This window comes from Flavobacterium turcicum (genome assembly GCF_011365745.1).
Taxonomy (GTDB): domain Bacteria; phylum Bacteroidota; class Bacteroidia; order Flavobacteriales; family Flavobacteriaceae; genus Flavobacterium; species Flavobacterium turcicum.
Window position 1 is genome coordinate 195,923 of sequence record NZ_JAAOBY010000005.1, and the last position, 20,495, is coordinate 216,417.

Annotated in this window: 15 protein-coding genes; 6 read left to right on the forward strand and 9 right to left on the reverse strand. The window is 35.6% G+C overall.

Translation table 11 applies throughout. From position 1 onward, the window contains the following. Positions 1 to 56 precede the first annotated feature (56 nt). The 3 genes from mdh (at position 57) to G9Q29_RS10370 (ending at position 4,921) form a co-directional block, all read left to right on the forward strand. Positions 57 to 992 carry a malate dehydrogenase gene (gene mdh, locus G9Q29_RS10360; RefSeq protein ID WP_166136737.1) on the forward strand — a complete coding sequence of 312 codons (936 nt, stop codon included), beginning with the start codon at positions 57 to 59 and terminating at the stop codon, positions 990 to 992. Between the two features lie 226 nt (positions 993 to 1,218). Then, positions 1,219 to 4,191 (forward strand): protein translocase subunit SecDF, encoded by a 2,973-nt coding sequence (gene secDF / locus G9Q29_RS10365; RefSeq protein WP_166136740.1) that lies wholly within the window; start codon positions 1,219 to 1,221, stop codon positions 4,189 to 4,191. 100 nt (positions 4,192 to 4,291) lie between these two features. Further along, positions 4,292 to 4,921, forward strand: a complete 630-nt coding sequence (locus G9Q29_RS10370) for an acyloxyacyl hydrolase (RefSeq protein WP_166136743.1) — start codon at positions 4,292 to 4,294, stop codon at positions 4,919 to 4,921. Positions 4,922 to 4,982: 61 nt separating this feature from the next. Here G9Q29_RS10370 and lgt read toward each other — a convergent pair whose 3' ends face one another. From lgt to G9Q29_RS10395, 5 genes are all read right to left on the reverse strand, one after another. Next, positions 4,983 to 5,906 (reverse strand): prolipoprotein diacylglyceryl transferase, encoded by a 924-nt coding sequence (lgt, locus tag G9Q29_RS10375; RefSeq protein WP_166136746.1) that lies wholly within the window; start codon positions 5,904 to 5,906, stop codon positions 4,983 to 4,985. A gap of 51 nt (positions 5,907 to 5,957) precedes the next feature. Next, positions 5,958 to 6,200 carry a membrane protein insertion efficiency factor YidD gene (yidD, locus tag G9Q29_RS10380; protein ID WP_166136748.1) on the reverse strand — a complete coding sequence of 81 codons (243 nt, stop codon included), beginning with the start codon at positions 6,198 to 6,200 and terminating at the stop codon, positions 5,958 to 5,960. Between the two features lie 50 nt (positions 6,201 to 6,250). Next, positions 6,251 to 7,729 carry a cysteine--tRNA ligase gene (cysS, locus tag G9Q29_RS10385; RefSeq protein ID WP_166136751.1) on the reverse strand — a complete coding sequence of 493 codons (1,479 nt, stop codon included), beginning with the start codon at positions 7,727 to 7,729 and terminating at the stop codon, positions 6,251 to 6,253. 124 nt (positions 7,730 to 7,853) lie between these two features. Then, positions 7,854 to 8,525, reverse strand: coding sequence for a GTP cyclohydrolase I FolE (folE, locus tag G9Q29_RS10390; protein WP_166136754.1), 672 nt, complete (start codon positions 8,523 to 8,525; stop codon positions 7,854 to 7,856). 192 nt (positions 8,526 to 8,717) lie between these two features. Continuing rightward, the gene (locus tag G9Q29_RS10395; protein WP_166136757.1) at positions 8,718 to 9,923 is read right to left on the reverse strand and encodes a pyridoxal phosphate-dependent aminotransferase; all 1,206 of its coding nucleotides are present in this window, start codon (positions 9,921 to 9,923) and stop codon (positions 8,718 to 8,720) included. A 127-nt stretch (positions 9,924 to 10,050) separates the two neighbouring features. Here G9Q29_RS10395 and G9Q29_RS10400 point away from each other — a divergent pair, with 127 nt between their 5' ends. After that, on the forward strand, positions 10,051 to 11,379 hold the full coding sequence (locus G9Q29_RS10400; RefSeq protein ID WP_166136760.1) for a PDZ domain-containing protein: 1,329 nt from the start codon (positions 10,051 to 10,053) through the stop codon (positions 11,377 to 11,379). A gap of 55 nt (positions 11,380 to 11,434) precedes the next feature. Here G9Q29_RS10400 and G9Q29_RS10405 read toward each other — a convergent pair whose 3' ends face one another. Continuing rightward, complete coding sequence (locus G9Q29_RS10405) at positions 11,435 to 11,821, reverse strand: DUF1573 domain-containing protein (RefSeq protein ID WP_166136764.1); 387 nt, start codon at positions 11,819 to 11,821, stop codon at positions 11,435 to 11,437. A gap of 160 nt (positions 11,822 to 11,981) precedes the next feature. Between G9Q29_RS10405 and G9Q29_RS10410 the strand changes: the two genes are divergently transcribed. Both G9Q29_RS10410 and G9Q29_RS10415 read left to right on the forward strand, forming a co-directional pair. Then, entirely contained in the window at positions 11,982 to 14,615 is a 2,634-nt protein-coding gene (locus G9Q29_RS10410) for a valine--tRNA ligase (RefSeq protein WP_166136767.1), read from the forward strand. A gap of 303 nt (positions 14,616 to 14,918) precedes the next feature. After that, positions 14,919 to 15,296, forward strand: a complete 378-nt coding sequence (locus G9Q29_RS10415) for a hypothetical protein (RefSeq protein ID WP_166136770.1) — start codon at positions 14,919 to 14,921, stop codon at positions 15,294 to 15,296. 74 nt (positions 15,297 to 15,370) lie between these two features. Here G9Q29_RS10415 and G9Q29_RS10420 read toward each other — a convergent pair whose 3' ends face one another. From G9Q29_RS10420 to chrA, 3 genes are all read right to left on the reverse strand, one after another. Next, positions 15,371 to 17,713: a TonB-dependent siderophore receptor gene (locus tag G9Q29_RS10420; RefSeq protein ID WP_166136773.1), complete on the reverse strand. Its 2,343-nt coding sequence runs from the start codon at positions 17,711 to 17,713 to the stop codon at positions 15,371 to 15,373. 349 nt (positions 17,714 to 18,062) lie between these two features. Continuing rightward, entirely contained in the window at positions 18,063 to 19,073 is a 1,011-nt protein-coding gene (locus G9Q29_RS10425; protein ID WP_166136776.1) for an FAD:protein FMN transferase, read from the reverse strand. 54 nt (positions 19,074 to 19,127) lie between these two features. Further along, a complete protein-coding gene (gene chrA, locus G9Q29_RS10430) occupies positions 19,128 to 20,264 on the reverse strand; it encodes a chromate efflux transporter (RefSeq protein ID WP_166136779.1) in 1,137 nt (378 codons plus the stop codon). Positions 20,265 to 20,495 lie beyond the last annotated feature (231 nt).

A 20,495-nucleotide genomic window follows, 5' to 3' on the forward strand; every position in this document is an offset into this window, starting at 1 on the left:
TGAAAAGCTCAATAATAATAAACCAAATAAACAATTAACCGAATAAACTATAAAAGATGAAAGTGACCATCGTAGGAGCAGGAAATGTTGGAGCGACTTGTGCAGATGTGATTTCATACAGAGGAATTGCAAGCGAAGTGGTTTTGCTAGATATAAAAGAGGGTTTTGCTGAAGGGAAAGCGCTTGATATCATGCAATGTGCTACCAATACAGGATTTAATACCAAAGTGACAGGAGTAACTAATGATTATTCTAAAACATCAGGAAGTGATGTGGTAGTTATTACATCAGGAATTCCGAGAAAACCGGGTATGACGCGCGAGGAGCTAATTGGTATCAACGCAGGAATTGTAAAGACAGTGACTGAAAATGTGTTACAATATTCGCCTGAAACTATCATTGTTGTAGTTTCGAACCCAATGGATACAATGACTTATTTGGCATTAAAATCTACTGGTTTGCCAAAAAACAGAATCATTGGTATGGGTGGTGCTTTGGATAGTTCTCGTTTTAGAACGTATTTATCTTTAGCTTTAGACAAACCTGCTAATGATATTTCGGCAATGGTAATTGGTGGTCATGGTGATACCACAATGATTCCGCTTACTCGTTTAGCTTCTTACAATGGTATTCCAGTTTCTCAATTTTTATCTGAAGAGCAATTGCAAAAAGTAGCTGCTGATACAATGGTAGGTGGTGCTACACTTACTGGACTTTTGGGTACATCAGCTTGGTATGCGCCGGGTGCTTCAGTGGCATTTTTAGTAGATAGTATTTTAAACGATCAAAAGAAAATGATAGCTTGCTCTGTATTTGTAGAAGGCGAATATGGTCAAGATGATATTTGCATAGGTGTACCTTGTATAATAGGTAAAAACGGTGTTGAGGAAATTGTAGATATTCAATTGAACGAAACTGAAAAAGGCTTGTTTGAAAAGAGCGCAGCTGCTGTCAGACAGATGAACGACGCTTTAAAATCGATTTTAGCCTAATAAAATTACAAATAATTAAGGAAGACTGCTTAAGGGCAGTCTTTTTCTTGAGATTAATTAATAAATAAATTGGTTAATCTTAACCTTAATTATATATTTGCTCGGTTTAAAAAAAATAGCCAAACGCAATTGTTTCTTTTTTATTGTTTGTGAAATAGAAAAAGTGCAGCAGGAGTCGAAGCAAATCATCAATAAACAAATTTAAAATAATTAATTTTTAGTAATAATGCAGAATAAAGGACTGATTAAATTTTTTGCAATTCTATTTGCACTGGTAAGTATTTACCAACTTTCTTTCACTTTTGTGGCCAATAACATCAAAGGTGATGCTAAAGTTTTTGCGGGAGACAATCCTGATAAAGAGTTGAAATATTTAGATTCTATTGGTAAAGAGAAGATATTGGATCTTGGTTTTACTGATTTCACTTATGATGAAATTAAAAACAAGCAAATCAACAAAGGACTTGACTTAGAAGGAGGAATTAACGTAATTCTTCAAATTTCTATTAAAGACGTTTTGAAAGGTTTATCTAATAACTCAAAAAACCCAGTTTTTAATAAGTCTTTGGCAGATGCTACTGCAAATAAAGAAGGAAACAAAACTTATTTAGATAAGTTTTTTGAAGCTTTCGAAGCAAACTCTAAGGGAACTGTAAAATTAGCTTCTCCAGATATCTTCGCAAACAGATCATTGCAAGGTGAAGGTGGTGTTAGTTTTCAAATGTCAGATTCTGATGTTCAAAAAGTAATCAAAAGAAAAGTAGATGAGTCTATCGAAAGTGCTTTTAAAGTATTAAGAGAGCGTATTGACAAATTTGGTGTGACACAACCAAACATCCAAAAATTAGGAGAAACAGGAAGAATTCTTGTAGAACTTCCTGGTGCTAAAGATGTAGATAGAATTAAAAAATTATTAGGTGGTAAAGCACAACTTGAATTTTGGGAAACCTACAATGTTCAAGAAGTTGGAAACTTTTTAGTGGCTGCTAACGAAGCATTGAAAAAAACAGAGGTTGCTAAAACGGAAGCAAAACCAATTGTTAAAGATTCATTGAGTGCTTTGTTGACTGATACAAAAGATTCAGCTGCAACTAAAAAAGGAAACAATCCATTATTTGACAAAATTGTTGGTCAAGGCGGTGGACCAGTTTTAGGTTTATTTGCTCCAAAAGATACAGCTACAATCAACGCGTATTTCAAGAGACAAGATATTAAAATTCTTTTACCAGCGGCTTTAACTTACGCTAAGTTTGTTTGGGGAAAACCATTAAAAATTACTGACGACAAACAAAAACAAGTTGAAGTAGTTGAATTGTATGCTCTTAAAGGGAACAGAGACAATGCGCCAGCAATGTTAGGTGCTGTAGTTACTGATGCAAAAGATACTTTTGATCAATTGGGTAAACCAGCTGTTTCTATGCAAATGAATGCACAAGGAGCTAAAGGTTGGGAAGAATTAACAGGAAGAGCTTTTACTCAAAAAAGCAACATTGCAATTGTTTTAGATAACGTAGTTTATTCTGCTCCGGGTGTTTCTAGTGGTCCAATTGCTGGAGGAAGATCTGAAATTTCAGGTGCTTTTGATGTTACTGAAACTAAAGATTTAGCTAACGTTTTAAATGCAGGTAAATTACCAGCTTCTGCTGATATCGTACAATCTACTGTAGTAGGGCCTTCATTAGGACAAGCGTCTATTGATGCGGGATTAATTTCATCTATAATCGGATTTTTATTAGTTTGTTTCTGGATGGTTTTCTATTACGGAAAAGCAGGTTGGTACGCTAATTTAGCTTTGCTATTGAACTTGTTGTTCTTATTTGGAATTATGGCAAGTTTTGGTTTTGTATTGACATTGCCAGGTATTGCAGGTATCGTTTTAACATTAGGAACAGCAGTTGATGCGAATATCATTATCTACGAAAGAGCTAAGGAAGAATTGCGTGATGGTAAAACTTTATCAGAAGCAGTAGTTTCGGCTTACGGATGGCATGGTGCAATGCGTTCTATCATTGATGCAAACGTTACTCACGTGTTAACTGGTGCAATTTTGTTCATCTTTGGAACAGGACCAATCAAAGGATTTGCTTTAACGTTACTTATTGGTATTGCAACTTCATTGTTTACTTCTATTTTCATTGCAAGAATCTTTATTGATAAAAACATTGCAGGAAAGGCTGATTTAACTTTCTGTACTAACATGACTAAAAACTGGTTCACTAACTTTAATTACGATTTCATCAAAATTAAAAAGTTTACTTATGTTTTCTCTTCATTAGTAGTAGTGGTAAGTTTGATTTCTATCTTCTTCGTTAACGGTTTAGATCAAGGTGTAGATTTTGTTGGAGGTAGAACTTTCCAAGTAAAATTTGAAAAACCAGTTGACGCAGCTGTTGTTTCTGAAGAATTATCAGCTGCATTTGGAACTCCTGTAGAAGCTAAAGTATTAGGTGATGACGATCAGTTGAAAATTACAACTAAATATAAAATTCAAGAGGATGGTATTGCGGTTGATAAAGAAGTGAATGAGAAATTATACAAAGCTTTAGCTAAGTATTATCCAAATACATCTTACGATAAATTTACGAATACATTTGATGGTAAAAAAGTAGGGGTATTGCAAGCTTCAAAAGTTGGTGCTTCTATCTCTGAGGATATCAAAACCAATTCATATTGGGCTGTACTTGGTGCATTAGCAGTAATCTTTTTATATCTAATGATTTCTTTCCGTAAATGGCAATATTCATTAGGTGCGATTGCAGCAGTTGCGCATGACGTTATCTTCGTATTAGGAATTTACTCTTTATGTTACAAATTTATGCCTTTCCACATGGAAATGGACCAGCACTTCATTGCAGCTATCTTAACTGTTATTGGATACTCTATGAATGATACTGTAATTGTATTTGATAGAATTCGTGAGTTTATCTTAGGAAAACGTAAAGGTACTTTTGATAGTATTGTAAACGCTTCGATTAACACTACGTTGTCAAGAACTTTAAATACTTCATTAACGATGATCTTGGTATTGTTGACAATGTTCCTTTTTGGAGGTGAGTCAATCAGAGGATTTATCTTTGCAATGTTAGTGGGTATTATCGTAGGTACTTATTCTTCTTTATTTATTGCAACTCCAGTAGTTGTTGATACTTTCACAAAAGAGGATAAAGATGCTATTGAAAAAGAACACGCTGCTGCATAGTTTGCGCAAGTAATTAATAGTAAAAAGGTTCAACGAGAGTTGAACCTTTTTTTATGCTTTGATTTTAATTTTACTATATTTAATTTTTACAAGATAATCTATGCTAGGTCAAAAATCTTATCGAATCGTACTTGTTATTTGCATCTGTATATTCTCTGGTTCGGTTGTTCGTAGTCAATCAGTTTTTCGTCCCGCTTCAATTGGGTTTGCTGTTGGTACAGGTTCTGAGTTTAAAAATCGGAATTACAGTCATAGCGCTGAGTTTGTAAAGTTGGAGTTGTTGTATCCGCTTATGAGTAAAAAATCTATCGGATTAGAGTTGTTAATTCAACCCGAATTTAATAACGCTAAACATCAAATGCTGAACATCTTTTTTGTTAAACCAGAAACGCCCAATTATGAGGATTTACGAGCGCTTTACAGTCAAAATAGGACAGTTAATAGTTATATTTTAAATGTAGGCGGATTACTCAGGAAACAATTATCTTCCTCAGCAAGTTGTTATGTTTTGTTGAGTGTAGGGCCAATGTATACCAATACGCATACGGAACGTCTATCCAAGGGTTTCGCCTTTTCAGATGTTTTGGCTATTGGATTTTCGTATAAAATAAAGTCCGTTACTGTTGATCTTCGACCAAGTGTACAACATCAGTCAAATGCGGGTCTTGGTGCTCCAAATGCAGGCTATAACATCAAAAATATAGAGTTGAGTTGTGCTTTTCAATTGTAGTCAAAAAAAAGCGCTAATCCTTTTGTGAGGGATTAGCGCTTTAAATTTTTTGTAATTTATTTTATTTAAGTTCTCTTTGAGCGGTGATTACAAAATACAAACCAATCAGTACAAAAGGAATACTTAACCACTGTCCTGTTGAAAATAAGCCGAGAGCACTTTCAAATCCACCTTGGCTTTCTTTTACCGACTCCACTACAAAACGTACCGAGAACAATAATACCAAAAACATTCCGAACAAATAGCCAGTGTATTTGCGTTTGTCAGTTTTCCAATACAAGAAAAATAAAATGGCAAATACAAATATGTAACTAAATGCTTCGTACAGTTGTGTAGGATGGCTGCTTGGTACTTGCTCTAATAAATTTGCGAATTTAGGATCCGTGGCAATAGCTGTATAAGCTTCTTTAGGATTTGCAATTTGTGTGTTATTAACCGCATCTTGTGGACTAAAATGGTCTTTTATGAATTTAATTCCGAATGCAGAATCAGTTGCGTTACCAATAATTTCAGAGTTAAAAAAATTACCCAAACGTACAAAGATAGCACCACTAGCCACTGGAATAACAACACGATCTAAAATCCAAAGTTGAGGTCGCTTCAAAATATTTTTGCTATAAAAGTACATGGCTATTATGATTGAAATTGCCGCACCGTGACTCGCTAATCCTTGGTAGCCTGTAAACTCAAAGCTTGGACTTAAGCGGAATGGTAGTATAATTTCAGGTAAATGGTTGCGGTAGTATTCCCAATCATAGAAAAACACATGACCCAAACGAGCTCCAGCCAAAGTAGCAAGTACTGTCCAGATGAAAAGTGAATCTAGTTTTTCAATTGATTCTCCTTCACGAACAAATATATGTTTCATGATGTACCAACCTAAACCAAATGCAATTACAAACATTAAGCTGTAAAAGCGTATGGTGAAAAATCCTAAATCGATTCCCTCTGAAGGATTCCAAACAATGGTTAAAGCGTGTGTCATAGTGTTTTTGTATTCTGTTAAATAGAGTTTATTTGTTATCTATTATTCTTTTTATTTTTTTGGTTGGCTTTCAGGAACAGGATCATAGCCTGTTGGTCCCCAAGGATTACAGCGTGAAATTCGTTTTAATCCTAAAAAACCACCATAAAACAAGCCGTGTTTTTGCAAAGATTGAATCATGTACGAACTGCAAGTAGGTTCAAAACGACAAGCAGCAGGCGTAAAAGGAGATATCGCGGTTTGATAAAATCGCACCAATAATACAAATGGTAAAATCAATATTTTAGATACCATAGTGATCCTTTCTTTTGATTGTAACGCTTTAGCAAATAAAAGCAATTCCTTTAAATGCTAAAAGTTGTTCCTTCTTTCCCGTCTTTCAACTGAATTCCTAAAGCCAATAATTTATCTCTAATTTGGTCTGATAGAGCAAAGTTTTTATTCTCTCTGGCTTGCTTACGCATTTCAATTAGTAGCGAAATTGTTCCCTCTAACTTATCGTTCTTGCTATCAGAAACTTTTTCATCCTCTAAACCAAGCACATCGTATACGAAGGCATTCATAGTTTGCTTCAAAGTTTCTAAATCAGCTGCGTTTAAAATTTCTTTTCCATCTTTCAATAAATTGATAAAGCGTACTCCTTCAAATAAATGTGCGATTAAAATTGGCGTATTAAAGTCGTCATTCATTGCATCGTAGCACGATTGTTTCCATTCGGCAATAGCTAATGAACTTGTATTGCTTGCAGAAAGTGTTGCTAATGCACTCATGGCTTCCATCAATCTTTTGTATCCTTTTTCAGCCGCAACAATAGCATCATCTGAGAAATCTAAAATACTACGGTAATGCGCTTGTAGCATAAAAAAGCGTGCTACTGCTGCAGAGAAAGCTTTACTTAAAATCGTATTTTCGCCAGTCAAAATTTCTCTTGGCAAAATATTATTTCCAGTAGATTTGGCCATTTTTTTACCATTCAACGTAAGCATGTTTGCGTGCATCCAATAATTCACGGGCGTTTGTCCGGTACAAGCTTCGTTTTGTGCTATTTCGCATTCATGATGTGGGAATTTCAAATCCATTCCGCCACCGTGTATGTCAAAATGATTTCCCAAATATTTAGTGCTCATAGCAGTACATTCAAGGTGCCATCCTGGAAAACCATCGCTCCAAGGCGAAGGCCATCTCATAATGTGCTGTGGTTCTGCTTTTTTCCAAAGTGCAAAATCTTGTGGGTTGCGCTTGTCCCTTTGTCCGTCAAGATCACGAGTATTGGCAAGCATGTCTTCAATATTTCGACCGCTCAACCTACCGTAATGATTGGTTTCATTGAATTTTACAACATCAAAATACACCGAGCCATTTGCTTCATATCCAATTCCATTTGCAATGATAGTCTTAATAATTTCTATCTGCTCGATAATATGCCCGGTTGCCGTTGGCTCAATGCTTGGTGGCAAAAAGTTAAAAGCGCTTAAAATATCATGAAAATCAACGGTGTAGCGTTGCACTACTTCCATTGGTTCCAATTGTTCCAAACGAGCTTTTTTGGCAATTTTATCTTCGCCCTCATCTACATCATCAACAATATGACCAACATCTGTAATATTTCGAACATAGCGCACTTTGTACTCTAAATGCTGAAAATACCTAAAAATGATATCAAACGACATAAAGGTACGCACGTTTCCTAAATGCACATTGCTGTACACCGTAGGACCGCACACATACATTCCTACATTTCCTTCGGTGATAGGTGTAAATGTTTCTTTTTCTCCTGAAAGAGAATTGTATATTTTAATAGCTTGCGTTTCGTATAAAGGCATTTTGTTTTTTTTAGGAGCTGTTTCCTGCTTTTCGTTTCAATCTTTATATTTTTAAGAAAAAATATAAAGGATTTCCACTACAATCAGGGCTATGGTTTAGCAGTCTAATTACGACCTAACTAATTTAGAATTTTGTTTCTAATTTGATGTAATCTAAAAATTCTCTACGCGTTACTGTATCTTTAAATTTCCCACCAAATTCAGAGGTTACTGTGCTACTCTCGATATCACTAATTCCTCTTGAGTTTACACATAGGTGTTTAGCATCAATCACACAAGCAACGTCTTCGGTACCCAAAGCTTGTTGCAACTCTTGTACTATTTGCATCGTTAAACGCTCTTGAACTTGTGGTCTTTTTGCATAATACTCAACAATACGATTCATTTTAGATAATCCAATTACGGTACCATTTGAAATGTATGCCACATGAGCTCTACCGATAATTGGCAATAAATGATGCTCACAAGTAGAGTAAACAATAATGTTTTTTTCTACCAGCATTTCACCGTATTTGTAGTTGTTGTCAAAAGTAGATGCTTTTGGTTTTTTATTTGGATTTAAACCTCCAAAAATTTCCTTTACAAACATCTTTGCCACGCGATTAGGCGTGCCTTTTAAACTATCATCTGTCAAATCCATTCCTAAAGTTTGTAGAATGTTTTCGACATCTTTTTTAATCTTTTCAATTTTATCATCATCAGAAAGTGCAAAGGCATCCTCTCTTATTGGGTTTTTAGCTGATAAGCTTACGTGATTATCGCCTATTTCGTCTTGAAATTCTTCGTTTTTTATCATTAAATGCAACTATTATAGTGGGTGTATTTATTTGAGCGGTAAAGATAAATAATAAAAATTTAAGAATTTCTATAGCGTACACTATTTAAGACTTCTTTATCGCTTTGCAACTGTAGTATTTTATTTGTATAAAATAAAAAAAGGCAATAGCGTGTTGCTATTGCCTTTTTGAAATCATTAGTTTTTAACTATTTATTTTTTTTGAACCAGAGCTTGGTAGGCAGGAATTGCTGCTTTTAAAATGCGAACCGCACTTATCAAATCGTCTTTTTTCAAAACATAAGCAATTCGAACTTGATTTAAACCTACGCCTGGAGTCGAGTAGAATCCGGCGGCAGGAGCAACCATAACAGTTTCGCCGTTTAGGTCGTAACTTTCAAGTAACCATTGTGCAAAAGCATCTGCATTGTCAATTGGTAGTTGTGCAATACAGTAAAAAGCTCCTTTTGGCTTACTGATAATTACGCCTTCAATTTGGCTTAACTCCTCAATCAATGTATCGCGACGCTCTCTGTACTCAGCAATCACTTCGTCAAAATAGCTTTGTGGGGTGTCTAAAGCGGCTTCGGCTGCAATTTGTTCAATTGTTGGCGGACTCAATCTTGCTTGTGCAAATTTCATGGCCGCGTTCATTACTTCTTTGTTTTTTGAAACCATGGCACCAATTCGTGCGCCGCACATGCTGTATCTTTTTGACACAGAATCAATCATAATAGCATGTTGCTCTAATCCAGGGATGTTCATCACTGAATAATGTACATCACCATCATAGGTGAATTCACGGTACACCTCGTCAGAAATCAAAAACAAATCGTGTTTTTGAACCAACTCAGCCAATTGCATAATTTCTTCCTTTGAATACAAGTAACCCGTTGGATTTCCTGGATTACAAATCAAAATTGCTTTGGTTTTTGGAGTAATCAATTTTTCAAAATCAGCTACAGCTGGCAAAGAAAATCCGGTATCTATAGTTGAAATTACAGGTACAACAGTCACTCCTGATGCAGTTGAAAATCCGTTGTAATTAGCGTAAAATGGTTCTGGAATAATAATTTCATCACCTTGATCCATAGTGCTACCAATAGTAAATAACAAAGCTTCTGAACCACCGGTTGTAATGATGATGTCTTCTTTGTTTACTGAAACACCTTGTTTGATATAAGATGCGCTCAATTTAGTTCTGTAACTTTCGTTACCAGCTGAGTGACTATATTCTAAAATAGTCAAGTCGATGTTTTTCACCGCTTCCATGGCAACTTCTGGAGTTTTTATGTCCGGTTGGCCAATGTTTAAATGAAATACTTTGTTCCCTTTTTTCTTTGCGATTTCAGCAAAAGGAACTAATTTTCGAATAGGAGATTCAGGCATTTGTGTGCCTTTTTTTGATATTGTTGGCATAGTCTTTTTTTGTTGAATTGCAAATTTGCGATTTTTTTTCCGAACTAAATCCAAATAAATGCTCTATCAATTGTTAAATCTGTATTTATCATGCTTTTATTTCTTAATTTTAAAGGAAAGTTAATTTATGAAAAATTGTATTCTTATCCTATTTGTAATGTTGTGTAGCCCAATTTTGGTCGCACAGCAGGGATTTGAATTTAAAGGTAGTGAAACAAAAGTAACTGTTCCTTTTAAGTTGATCAATAATTTAGTCTTTGTGCCTATCAAAGTTAACGGTGTCGAGTTGAATTTTTTACTCGATACTGGGGTTTCTGAGACTATTTTGTTTAGCCTTGAGGAAAAAAAGGAAGTCCGTTTTTTTGATGCTGAGCGGGTTATGCTAAAAGGTTTAGGAAATCAAACTGCTGTTGAAGGCTTGAAGTCGGCTAACAATATTTTAGATTTTGGTCGCTTACAGTACAAAGGACATTTTTTGTACATCGTACTAGATCCTGAATTTAATTTGTCCTCTCACATCGGGATTCCTGTCAATGGCATTATTGGATACCACTTTTTTAAAAACAATTTGATTCAGTTGGATTACCGACGAAAAAAAATAGTTGTGTTGAAAGACACACCTCAAAACAGGAAAAAATATACTTTTAAAACATCAATAATACCATTGCAGATAGATGGTAACAAGCCATATGTTATTGCTAAAGTAGATCTTGAAAAGCAAGACATTCCCGTAAAATTGTTGGTTGATATTGGCAATAGCGATGCAGTGTGGCTTTTTCATAATCGCAATTCATTGGTAAATGTTCCTAAAAAAAACTTTAATGATTTTTTGGGTCGCGGATTTAGTGGGGATGTTGAAGGTCAAAGAGCAAAAGTCAAAAAGTTTAAATTGGCAGATTATACCTTTGATGAAGTTATTAGTGCTTTTCCCGATTCAATTTCGATCAAAAATGTGACGATGGTTCCTGATCGAATGGGGTCAGTAGGTGGTGAGATTATGAAACGATTTAAGGTTTTATTCGATTACTCTTCGCAGCAAATGTTCTTGCGAAAAAATAAAGCTTATTACGAGCCGTTTTCTTATAATAAAAGCGGAATTGAAATTCAACACCACGGTTTGCAATGGGTGCAAGAAACGGTGCAAATGGAAACGGTTCCGGAGTCAGGATACGGTTTAGGCGGAGGAAAGTCGGTATATATGAATGATTTTAAATACAAGTTCAAGTTAAAACCAGTATACGATATTGCACATATTCGACAAGATTCTCCCGCAGCATTGGCTGGGTTGCAAAAAGGTGATGTTTTGGTTCGGATTAACAACCGAGTGCCTTATCAATATTCGTTAGAGCAGATCAACCAACTTTTCAAATCAGAGGAGGATAAATGGATCACTTTAGAAATTGAAAGGAAAAGTCAATTGTTAACATTCTCCTTTCAGTTAGAGAATAAATTATAAAAAAAAACTAACATTTTTCTGAAGTAAAAAATGTTAGTTTACAGTGTTTTAAAATTTAATTTTCTACTACTTCACCACGAATTTTAAGGGCAATCCGACCGCTTTCGTAGTTAATCGCATTCGATTCTACTGTAAGTGTTTTTCGGATTGGTCCTGTTGCCATATTGTATTTTACGGTTATTTTTCCTGTTTTTCCAGGCATTATTGGAGCATCTGGTTTTGTAGGAATCGTACAGCCGCAAGTAGAAAGTACGTTGGTAATCAATAAAGGAGCATTCCCCGTATTAGTAAAAATGAAATCTCTGCTACCGTTATCGGTACTTTTAACTCGCCCGTAATCGATAGTGTTATTCTTTGCCGAAAATTCGATCTTTGGACCATTCTGCGCAAAACCAATTGTACTGATTAAGGCAAATGCGAATAAGGCGATACTTTTTTTCATTATCAAAGGTTTAAATTCGTTTAGTAAAGTTACTTTCTTTTAAATAACGTACAAATTTTTATTTCGCTTTTTATAGTGTACTTTATTATTTACTTTTGTTTAATATTAGATTTACAAATATCAGACCAAATCTTATTTTTGGTTTTAACAGTTGCTTTTTATGACAATTCCTGCCCAATTTGACGCGAAAACTATTGAGAATAAGTGGTATGACTACTGGATGAAAAATAATTATTTTCATTCGGAGCCAGATCACAGAACACCATATACAATTGTAATTCCACCGCCCAATGTGACTGGAGTTTTGCACATGGGACACATGTTAAACAATACTATTCAAGACGTTTTAATTAGACGTGCTCGATTGAAAGGCTTTAATGCTTGTTGGGTTCCTGGTACGGATCACGCATCAATTGCAACCGAGGCAAAAGTTGTTGCTAAGCTAAAAGCAGAAGGGATCAATAAAAACGATTTAACTCGTGAAGAATTCTTAGCGCATGCGTGGGAATGGACAGATAAATACGGTGGCGTAATTCTAGAACAACTCAAAAAACTAGGTGCTTCCTGCGATTGGGAACGTACAAAGTTTACGATGGATCCAGATATGTCAGCATCTGTAATACGTTCATTTGTTGATTTGTATAATAAAGGAATGATTTACAGAGGGTATCGTATGGTGAATTGGGATCCAGAGGCGAAAACTACACTTTCTGACGAAGAAGTAATTTACGAAGAGCAACAAGGAAAATTATTCTTTTTAAAATACAAAATCGAAGGCAGCGAAGACTTTTTAACGATTGCTACTACACGACCTGAAACAATTTTTGGAGATACTGCTATTTGTATCAATCCTAATGATGAACGTTTTGCCCATTTACGTGGTAAAAAAGCAATTGTGCCAATTTGCGGTCGAGTAATTCCTATTATTGAAGATGAGTACGTAGATATGGAGTTTGGAACAGGTTGCTTAAAAGTAACGCCTGCTCACGATATGAACGACAAAACTTTGGGCGAAAAGCACAATTTAGAAATTATCGATATTCTTAATGAAGATGCTTCTCTCAATTCTTTCGGATTGCACTACCAAGGGAAAGATCGTTTTGTGGTTCGCGCCGAAATTGCAATCGAATTAGAAAAAATTGGTGCTTTGTTAAAAACAGAGTCGCACTTAAATAAAGTAGGAACATCTGAAAGAACCAAAGCAGTCATTGAGCCTCGTTTGTCAGACCAATGGTTTCTTAAAATGGAGGAGTTGGTAAAACCGGCTATCAAATCGGTTCTTGAAGATGGTGATATTAAATTGCACCCAGCTCGTTTCAATAATACTTACGCACATTGGTTAAACAATATTAGAGATTGGAATATCTCCCGTCAATTATGGTGGGGACAACAAATTCCTGCCTATTTTTATGGTGATGGAAAAGAAGATTTTGTTGTAGCAGAAAATATTGAAGATGCTTTAAAGTTGGCGAAAGAAAAGACTGAAAACCTAGAACTTTCGTCTACTGACTTAAAGCAAGATGTTGACGCGCTTGATACTTGGTTCTCGTCATGGCTATGGCCAATGTCAGTTTTTGGAGGGATTATGGATCCTGAAAGCGCTGATTTTAAATATTACTATCCTACAAATGACTTGGTGACAGGTCCAGATATTTTGTTTTTCTGGGTGGCTCGTATGATTATTGCAGGCTATGAGTATACCGGTAAAAAGCCATTTACAAATGTGTATTTAACGGGATTGGTGCGTGATAAGCAACGTCGTAAAATGTCTAAATCGTTAGGAAATTCACCAGATCCGTTAGATTTGATTGATAAATTCGGGGCAGATGGTGTTCGTGTTGGCTTGCTATTGAGTGCATCAGCTGGAAATGATATTATGTTTGATGAGGAATTGTGTAATCAGGGCAAAGCGTTTACTAATAAGATTTGGAATGCTTTTAAGTTGATCAAAGGCTGGGAAGTTTCAGAGGCTATTCCACAACCAGAATCTTCTAAAGTAGCAATTGAATGGTACGAAGCAAAATTGCAACAAACGCTAGCAGAAATCGAGGATAATTTTGAAAAATACAGAATTTCGGATGCTTTAATGGCTATTTATAAATTGGTTTGGGATGATTTTTGTTCTTGGTTTCTAGAGATGATTAAACCGGGTTACCAGCAGCCAATTGACAGCGTAACTTTTGCCAAAGCAATAGAAATGCTTGAGAACAATTTGAAATTATTGCATCCGTTTATGCCATTTTTAACTGAGGAAATTTGGCAGTTTATCGCAGAACGTACTCCAGATGAAGCTTTAATTGTAGCTACTTGGCCAGAAATGAAACCGTTTAATGCGAGTTTGATTGCTGATTTTGATGCAACAATCGAGGTAATTTCTGGAATTAGAACGATTCGAAAAGACAAAAATATACCGTTCAAAGATACAATCGAATTAAAGATTGTTAATAATGATAAGTCATCAGATTATTTCGACACCGTTGTTTCTAAATTAGGCAACATTAGTAACTTAGAGTATGTTTCTGATAAAGTAGATGGAGCATTATCATTTCGTGTAAAATCAAATGAATATTTTATTCCAATTACTGGTAATATTGATGTTGCTGCAGAAATTGCAAAACTTACTTCAGAATTGAGTTATACAGAAGGTTTTTTAAAGTCGGTTCAAAGTAAATTAGCTAATGAGAAATTTGTTGCTGGTGCACCAGAAAAAGTATTGGCTAACGAAAAACAAAAAGAAGCCGATGCATTAGCAAAAATCGAGACACTGAAAAATAGCTTAGCTGGTTTACAATAAACTATACTAAGATAGAATGAAAAAATCCCATTTTAGAATTGGTTCTAAAGTGGGATTTTTTTGTTTTGGTAGTGTGATAAGTAGTCTAAAAAAGAAAATTTTATATTGGTATAGTGTGATAGCAACCGTAAATGCTAGAACTGTTGCATTTGCGTATTATGTTTCAACATTATGATTATATCGATTAACTGCAAGCGCCTTGTAATTAACAGAGTAAATAGCCCGTTCAACGATTATAGTTTTTTGTATTATGCAATATAAGTAAGTTTGTAATGAATTTCAAATACCACAAATGATCTTTCTATGAAAAGGATATTAAACGATTTATACAGGCAAAATTATTACAGAGGACTTGCAATTGGTTTAGACCCTTATCTAGAGTTTAATGATGCCATGAAAAATGAAGCAATCATTGCTGGATTTATTGCCGGTCGTATCGAGTTTGAGCGTCTTAATGGTTCTATTAGCAACGGCATCCCAGAGAGAATAGTTACCGATAAAATACTAGAAGATTTTTTAATTGCAGGTTTGCTCGGGTTACCAATCGATGATGAGGGTTATACTCCTTATCAACTTTCATTAATCTCAGAGTGGTACCTTAGTGGCATTGAAAAATACGAACCTCATGTTAATGTTTTGCTTAACGATCTTTTAGAAGTGAACGGAATCGAAATGCACTAAAAATAAAATATTGATAAAATAACAAGGCCTAAAATAAGTGTATTTTGGGCCTTGTTATTTTATTTGTTTGAAGATTACAATTTATACTTTAAAATGGCCATTACTTGTCTTGGAGCAATTGGATTTGTGCTGTAATTTTCGTGAACAGTATAGTTTAGTTCATTTGTTATGTTTGAAAGTTTGCATAGGAGAGATATTTTATTCCATTCGTATCCTAGCGATGCATCTACCGTTGTGTAACCTTTTAGTGGGATGTCCCGGTCCTCAATTCGTACTGTGTAAGTTTTAGGTGTTGTAGCAGGTGCAACCTCGGTCCAAACATAACGGTCGTTCCATCCTCCTAATCGGTTTCCTATATAATTTGCCATGGCACCTATGGTGAATCCCTTTAATTTTCCTGAAGGCACTTTGTAAAAGAAACTTAAGTTTGCTGTATTTTTTGGAGTTCTTACAAATAAATCACCTACAACAAAACTACCACTTGTACCAGATGATTTTGAAATTTTAGTTTCATTAAAACTGTATCCAGCATTGATATTTAATCCTTCTATTGGCCTAGCAATGATGTCTATTTCTAGACCTTTTCCTTTGGTAGCTCCTACTAAATCTCGTCTATTAGTATCTACATTTGGGGTAACGCCATCTGCACCAAATTGAGCTGTTTGTGCTAGATTATTGTTTTCTATCTGATAAACAGTAAGGTTTGTACTTAAAATTCCTTTCCAAAAATCTTTTTTGACACCAACTTCGTATTGGTCAATAATTGATGGATCAAGTGGTTTTAAGTCTACCGTTGTCCCTGTATTGGGAGTAAATGAGTTAGAATAGCTCGCAAAAAACGAAACTTCTTTATTAGGTTGAAAAACTATACCTGCTTTTGGAGAGAACGCTCTATTAACTGTTTTTGCAGAGGTAATAGGTTTTGCATTTTCATAAGTAGTAGTAATGTTATTTACATTGTTGATGCGTTCAATAACTTCTCTTGTAGTCGTTGCATCATTTTGCTGCCATGACCATCTAAGCCCTGCAAGAATCTTGAAATATTCATTTATCGAAATTAAATCTTGCGCAAATATTCCAAAACGCTGTGTATTTGTAGTTGCAAGTTGCGTTATTCTGCTAGGAAATGGCACATCAAGACTTTGCGTATTGTAATTGTAGTTTAACAAGTTTATGGCTGTCGTTTCGGTGGTAACAAGATCAGCTGGTCTTGTTGGGGCAAAAAAACCAAAAGTATAGCTTGGAGCCGAAGAATCTTCGTAATCAATTCCTGTAAATAAATCATGCTTTATTTTACCAGTTGTAAATGTTCCTTGTAAGCTTAACTGGTTGGCGAAAATTTTTTCGGCACCATCTGCTTGTGTTAAACCTCTTTTCCAGTTTATTTGTTGAACACCATTAGTAGTTGTATATGCTAAATTCGATAATTGCGCCGTTGATTTTTGTGTTCTATTGTACGATTGAAAAGAAGTATTAAAGCCTAATTTCCAGTTCTCATTAAAATCATGGTGTAATAATAGGGAAGCACTTGATGATTTTGTATTTCCTTTTGACCATAATGCCCCAAAATTAATGTTTCGAGGCGTATTGAGTATTTCTTTACCAACAATTCCTGTTCCAAAATCAGGTGTCCAGTCGGCGCTTAAATAATCACCTTGGAGAGTAATTTGTGTTTTATCGGTTACATTAATCAATAATGAGGGGTTGATATAAATTCTATCGTTTTTCACAAAGTCTCTAAAACTTTCTGATTTTTCATAAGAAGCATTCACACGATAAGCAATATTTTTATTCAAAGGGCCATAGAAATCTATTGACGGTTTATAATACGAAAAACTTCCTAATTGCATAGATAATTCGCCTCCCGCTGTAAACTTTGGCGTTTTTGTTACCAAATTCAAAATTCCTCCAGGAGCCACATTTCCATATAGCAATGCCGATCCTCCCTTTAAAAATTCGACTTTTTCTAAACCAGAAACTTCAGGTATTGATCCTCCGTTATAACGAAAGCCATTTTTAAACATGTTATTTCCAGACATGTCATACCCTCTTGAGAAGAATGATTCCTGTGCACCACCTCTTGCTGAACCCACATAAATTCCGTTAGCATTTTTTATGACATCACTCAATCTAATTGATTGTTGTTGGGCAATTATTTCTGCTCCTATAACTTGAACACTTTGCGGAGTATCCATAGGTTTTAAACCAGAACGCAAGACTGATACTGGTTTTTTCTCTCTATTATTGTTTATGATTACTTCTTTTAAAATTTCACCTTTTTTGTTTTTAATGGTATCATTTAATGCTTTTTCAAAAGGAGTGTCTTTTTGTTCGCTGCTTGTTGCATGTATAGGCTCTTGAGCAAATATGTTCGTACTAAAAAGTAACGTTGAGGCTGCAAATAATAGGTATTTCATGACTGTTTATTTAGAATAATTAAAAATAACAGCGCAAAGATAGAGTCCTCTTTTGAATTAACAAAATTTATTTAGATTAAATATGAATAAGGATTTAAAAGGAAAGTTAAGGTATTGTTTTAATGTTAGTTAGATTCATTATTTTTTTAAATATCTTTATCACGACCCTTTTTTTACAGTAAAATAGGATTAAAAAAATAGAATTCTACACCAATAAAATGAAATTAACTTGAGAAATAAGGTTTGTAGATTTCATAAGTCCCCACAATGAGCGACTAATTGAAAAGTATTACTTAGCAAGTCGGCGGCATTGAGTTAATCGGATCTACCTTTCAGTGAAAAATACTTTTTACTTGACTTTGTTTTTGAATTTTTTGATTCGGAAGTTTTTTGATCGAATGACCTTACCAGTATCGGTAATCATGATACAGCTGTAATCTGGGAATTGCTGCAGTAATTGTAAGCCTGCGTCCGTGCCTAAAACCATCAGCGAGGTACTCAAACCATTCGCTGTTTCGGCATCAGGGCCAAAAACAGTAACGCTGCATAAGCCTGTTGCGGGGTAACCTGTCGCAGGATTGATAATGTGCGAATAGCGTTTGCCATCCAAAACTACAAATTTTTCATAACTGCCCGATGTGGTTACTGCCTCTTGTGTTAAAGGCACTACAGCCAATAATTTTTCAGGACGAAAAGGATTTGTAATGCCTATATTCCAAGCTTTGCCATTGGGTTGTTTGCCCCAAGTACTCATGTCTCCGGAGCCGTTTATGATTCCGGCTTCAATGCCTTTATCGATCATCATTTGGCGACATTTATCAGTTGCGTAGCCTTCGCCGAGCGCACCAAAACCAATTTTCATACCTTTCAGTTTCAAAAAAATGGTTGTATTGGCGCTATCCAAAACAATGTTTTTGTAGCCTACTTTTTCAACTGATTTTTTAATAGCTTCTTCAGAAGGCATTTCAGTCATCGAGCCATCAAATTTCCAAATTCTGTCCATTGCGGCAAAGCTAATATCAAAACCGCCGTTTGTAACTTCCGAAAACCGTATCGCACGCTGCGTTAATTCAAAAACTTCTCGGTCTACTTTCACAGGTTGAACGCCCGCATTTCTATTCACTTCTGATATTTGGGAGTCTGACTTCCAGTCTGAAATTAAATTTTCAATTCGGCTAATTTCTCCAATAACAACATCAATATTTTTTTCTGCGGTAAGCGAATCTTGCGCTACAATTGTAATGTCAAAGCGACCGCCCATCAATAAAGTGGTTCGTTTACGCAATACTTGAGCATTAGCCGTAAAATGTACAACAAGCGCTATCAAAAGGAAAAAAGTGGTAATCGATTTTGTTTTCATAATTTATTTTTTACCAAAAACTATTAAGCGGGACAAGTCAATCAATTATTCGGACTAGAGTAAGCTCAGTAAATATCCCAAAAGTGAACTTCCAACAACCACCAAGGCGCTGTTAAGTTTTTTGTAGACTAACAAAATAAGCATACTCAGCACTGCAATCAATAGTGTTTTCCAATCTAGGATGCTTTCTGCTCCCATTGACCAGCAAACCGACACAATAATAGCAACCGAAGCCACATTTACAGCATCCAGAAAAGCAGCAAAAAGTACTGAGTTTCGCATTTTACTGACCAAAGGATTGAGCAACGCAACAAATACAAACGAAGGCAAAAAAATACCGACAGTAGCAACAATCGCGCCCGTCCATTCGTTTATTTGATAGCCAATAAACGTTACCGATGAGAAAACGGGTCCGGGCGTAAATTGCCCAATCGCAATCGCATCAATTAATTGTTGGCGCGTTAAAAGTCCGGTAGCAACTAACTCCGTGTCTAAAAAAGCAAATAAAACATAGCCACTACCGTACAGTATAGCGCCAATTTTTAAAAAAATCCAAAATAACTTTGCATTAGTACTAGCCAAAAGTGTTCCTGTGGTTGTGGGTAAAGCAACTAAAGGTAGCATACAATTACTTCTAAAGGCACCATTCGAATTCCAATACTTCAAAAAAAGACCCACAAAACCAGCCCCAAATAGCAAATAAATTTCATAATAATGCAGCAATGAACCCAGTAAAACTAGCAAGCCAATGAGGGCTAAAGTCACCGTTTTCAATGATTTTTTGGCCAACGGAAAAACCGCTGCAATAATTATAGCAATAATCGCGGGTTTAATTCCGTACAAAAAAGGTTGTACGGCAGGAGTTTGTCCATATTCTTTGTAGCTCCAAGCCAAAAAAGCAGTAATCAAAACCGCTGGCGAGATAAAGCAAAGTCCGGCGATCAATAATCCTTTCCAGCCGCCTTTTTCATACCCAATATGTATGGCCATTTCTGTGCTATTTGGACCAGGAATCAAGTTGGTAGCGCCTATCAAGTCTAAAAAATGTTGTTCGCTGAACCATTTTCTTTTGGCAACCACCTCGTCCTGCATCATCGCAATATGAGCTGGAGGACCGCCAAAACCAATGATGCCCAATTTCAAAAAAAGGCCTGCAATTTCTTTTAAGGGAACACTACTTTTTTGAGTCATGGGGTTCAGTTTCAATTGTAAAAGGTAAAGGTACTATTTGCTGTCCGTTTTCAAAAAAGGAATTTTTCGTCAATAGAATTATTTGGGCGTGCCCCTCCGTAAAAACTTCGGGTCGTGCTGTACGCTCCCGCTTTTTTTAGTCTGCCCGAAAAAGGGCAGTCTAAAAAAGAGCTCCGCTGCCATCACTCACGCGGACAAAGTGCTACAAATGACACGAGTTGTAAAAACGTA

Excerpts from the sequence above, each read along its gene's own strand:
- mdh (WP_166136737.1), top strand. The coding sequence starts at position 57 with ATGAAAGTGACCATCGTAGGAGCAGGAAATGTTGGAGCGACTTGTGCA.
- secDF (WP_166136740.1), top strand. The coding sequence starts at position 1,219 with ATGCAGAATAAAGGACTGATTAAATTTTTTGCAATTCTATTTGCACTG.
- G9Q29_RS10370 (WP_166136743.1), top strand. The coding sequence starts at position 4,292 with ATGCTAGGTCAAAAATCTTATCGAATCGTACTTGTTATTTGCATCTGT.
- lgt (WP_166136746.1), bottom strand. The coding sequence starts at position 5,906 with ATGACACACGCTTTAACCATTGTTTGGAATCCTTCAGAGGGAATCGAT.
- yidD (WP_166136748.1), bottom strand. The coding sequence starts at position 6,200 with ATGGTATCTAAAATATTGATTTTACCATTTGTATTATTGGTGCGATTT.
- cysS (WP_166136751.1), bottom strand. The coding sequence starts at position 7,729 with ATGCCTTTATACGAAACGCAAGCTATTAAAATATACAATTCTCTTTCA.
- folE (WP_166136754.1), bottom strand. The coding sequence starts at position 8,525 with ATGATAAAAAACGAAGAATTTCAAGACGAAATAGGCGATAATCACGTA.
- G9Q29_RS10395 (WP_166136757.1), bottom strand. The coding sequence starts at position 9,923 with ATGCCAACAATATCAAAAAAAGGCACACAAATGCCTGAATCTCCTATT.
- G9Q29_RS10400 (WP_166136760.1), top strand. The coding sequence starts at position 10,051 with ATGAAAAATTGTATTCTTATCCTATTTGTAATGTTGTGTAGCCCAATT.
- G9Q29_RS10405 (WP_166136764.1), bottom strand. The coding sequence starts at position 11,821 with ATGAAAAAAAGTATCGCCTTATTCGCATTTGCCTTAATCAGTACAATT.
- G9Q29_RS10410 (WP_166136767.1), top strand. The coding sequence starts at position 11,982 with ATGACAATTCCTGCCCAATTTGACGCGAAAACTATTGAGAATAAGTGG.
- G9Q29_RS10415 (WP_166136770.1), top strand. The coding sequence starts at position 14,919 with ATGAAAAGGATATTAAACGATTTATACAGGCAAAATTATTACAGAGGA.
- G9Q29_RS10420 (WP_166136773.1), bottom strand. The coding sequence starts at position 17,713 with ATGAAATACCTATTATTTGCAGCCTCAACGTTACTTTTTAGTACGAAC.
- G9Q29_RS10425 (WP_166136776.1), bottom strand. The coding sequence starts at position 19,073 with ATGAAAACAAAATCGATTACCACTTTTTTCCTTTTGATAGCGCTTGTT.
- chrA (WP_166136779.1), bottom strand. The coding sequence starts at position 20,264 with ATGACTCAAAAAAGTAGTGTTCCCTTAAAAGAAATTGCAGGCCTTTTT.